The sequence below is a fragment of the Pseudomonas sp. K5002 genome (assembly GCF_013386655.1).
GTDB lineage: Bacteria > Pseudomonadota > Gammaproteobacteria > Pseudomonadales > Pseudomonadaceae > Aquipseudomonas.
Genome location: NZ_JACARK010000920.1, coordinates 1 through 2,546 on the forward strand (window position 1 = coordinate 1; position 2,546 = coordinate 2,546).

2 protein-coding genes are annotated in these 2,546 nt (G+C 62.3%); one reads left to right on the plus strand and one right to left on the minus strand.

Annotated features, from left to right (window positions below):
- The coding region (bglX, locus tag HX846_RS31005) for a beta-glucosidase BglX (RefSeq protein WP_178966855.1) at positions 1-1,177 on the plus strand (1,177 nt) is incomplete at its 5' end.
- A gap of 158 nt (positions 1,178-1,335) precedes the next feature.
- On the opposite strand, the gene HX846_RS31010 is transcribed toward bglX, so the two are convergent.
- Positions 1,336-2,493 (minus strand): phosphatidylserine/phosphatidylglycerophosphate/cardiolipin synthase family protein, encoded by a 1,158-nt coding sequence (locus HX846_RS31010; protein WP_178966856.1) that lies wholly within the window; start codon positions 2,491-2,493, stop codon positions 1,336-1,338.
- Between the last annotated feature and the right edge of the window lie 53 nt (positions 2,494-2,546).

A 2,546-nucleotide genomic window follows, 5' to 3' on the forward strand; every position in this document is an offset into this window, starting at 1 on the left:
CGCCGAAAGCCGCCTGCACCGCGCCGACGCACGTGACGTGGCACGCCGCAGCCAGGTGCTGCTGAAAAACCAGAACAACACCCTGCCGCTGAAAAAGGACGCGACCATCGCCCTGGTCGGCCCGCTGGCCAAGGCGCCGATCGACATGATGGGCAGCTGGGCCGCTGCCGGTAAACCCGCGCAATCGGTGACCCTGCTGGACGGCATGAACGCCGTGATCGGCGACAAGGGCAAGGTGATCTATGCCCGTGGCGCCAATATCACCAACGACAAGAAAGTCGTCGACTACCTCAACTTCCTGAACTTCGATGCCCCGGAAGTTGTGGATGACCCGCGCTCGTCCCAGGACATGATCGACGAAGCCGTCAAGGCCGCCAAAGGCGCCGATGTGGTCGTGGCCGCCGTGGGCGAGTCCCGTGGCATGTCCCACGAATCGTCGAGCCGCACCGACCTGAACATCCCGCAGAGCCAGCGCGACCTGATCAAGGCTTTGAAAGCCACCGGCAAACCGCTGGTGCTGGTGTTGATGAACGGCCGTCCGCTGTCGATTGTCGAGGAGAACGAACAGGCTGACGCAATCCTGGAAACCTGGTTCGCCGGCACCGAAGGCGGCAACGCTATCGCTGACGTGCTGTTCGGTGACTACAACCCGTCGGGCAAGCTGCCGATCACCTTCCCGCGTTCGGTGGGGCAGATTCCGACCTACTACAACCACCTGAGCATTGGCCGGCCGTTCACTCCGGGCAAGCCGGGCAACTACACCTCGCAGTACTTCGATGACACCACCGGGCCGCTGTTTCCGTTCGGTTACGGCTTGAGCTACACCAGTTTCAGCCTGTCGGACATGGCGCTGTCGTCCACCACCCTGAACAAGACCGGCAAGCTCGACGCCACCGTGGTGGTGAAAAACACCGGCAAGGTCGATGGCGAAACCGTGGTGCAGCTCTATATCCAGGACGTGGCCGGCTCGATGATCCGCCCGGTGAAGGAATTGAAGAACTTCCAGAAGATCATGCTCAAGGCTGGCGAAGAGCGCGCGGTGCACTTCACCATCACCGAGGAAGACTTGAAGTTCTACAACACCCAGCTGAAGTTTGCGGCTGAGCCGGGCGAGTTTAATGTGCAGATCGGGTTGGATTCCCAGGATGTGAAGCAGCAGAGCTTCGAACTGCTCTAACTGATCGTTCCCACGCTCCGCGTGGGAACGCAGCCCGGGACGCTCCGCGTCCCAAAGCTTGACGCAGAGCGTCACAAGAGGCATTCCCACGCGGAGCGTGGGAACGATCTAAAATGTGGGAGCGGGCTTGCTCCCACATTTGATTGGGGTATTCTGGCTTATCCGCGGCGGTCCAGCAGGTTGACCACCAACCGATCAATCCACCCCCACACCCGCTGCTTCACCCGCCGCCACAATGGCCGCGACTGCCATGCCTCAAGGCTCACCGCCTGGCTCAGGGCAAAATCCCGCTCGAAACTCCCCACCACTGCCAACGTCAATTCCGGGTCCAACGCTTCCAGGTTCGCTTCCAGGTTGAAGCGCAGATTCCAGTGATCGAAGTTGCACGAGCCAATGCTCACCCAATCGTCCACCAGCACCATTTTCAAGTGCAGGAAGCACGGCTGGTATTCAAAGATCTGCACCCCGGATTTGAGCAAACGCGGGTAGTAACGGTGCCCGGCATACCGCACCGACGGGTGATCGGTACGTGGCCCGGTCAACAGCAAACGCACATCCACCCCGCGCCCCGCCGCCCGGCGCAGGGCACGCCGTACGCTCCAGGTCGGCAGGAAATACGGCGTGGCCAGCCAGATACGCTGGTGGCCGCTGTTCAGCGCACGGATCAGTGACTGCAAGATATCCCGATGCTGGCGGGCGTCGGCATAGGCCACACGCCCCAGCCCCGGTCCTGTCGCTGGCACCTTGGGCAAGCGTGGCAGGCCAAAATGCGTGGCCGGTTTCCAGGCTCTACGATCGTCGTTCGCCAGCCACTGACGGTCGAACAACGCCTGCCAATCCAGCACCAGCGGGCCACGAATCTGCACCATCACTTCGTGCCAGTCGGCGGTGTCTTCCCCGGGCGTCCAGAATTCATCCGTCACGCCGGTGCCGCCAACCACGGCGATGGTCTGGTCGATCAACAACAGCTTGCGGTGGTCCCGATAGAGGTTGCGCATCCAGCGGCGCCAGCTCAGGCGGTTGTAGAATCGCAGGTCCACCCCGGCATCGATCAACCGCCGACGCAGGCCCAGGGTAAACGCCAGGCTGCCGTAGTCATCGAACAGGCAACGTACGCGCACGCCACGTTCGGCGGCCGCCACCAGGGCCTGAACCATCGCCTCGGCACACGCGCCCGCCTCCACCAGATACAGCTCCAGCGCCACCTGTTGCTCAGCCTGGGCGATACCTTTCAGCATGCGTGGGAAGAAACTCGGGCCGTCGACCATCAGCTCGAAACGGATGGCGCTTCGCCACGGGAACACTGCGCCGCTCATGTCAGCGCGCCGTGAAAATCAGTACCGCACCCACAGGCACCGACAGGCTGATC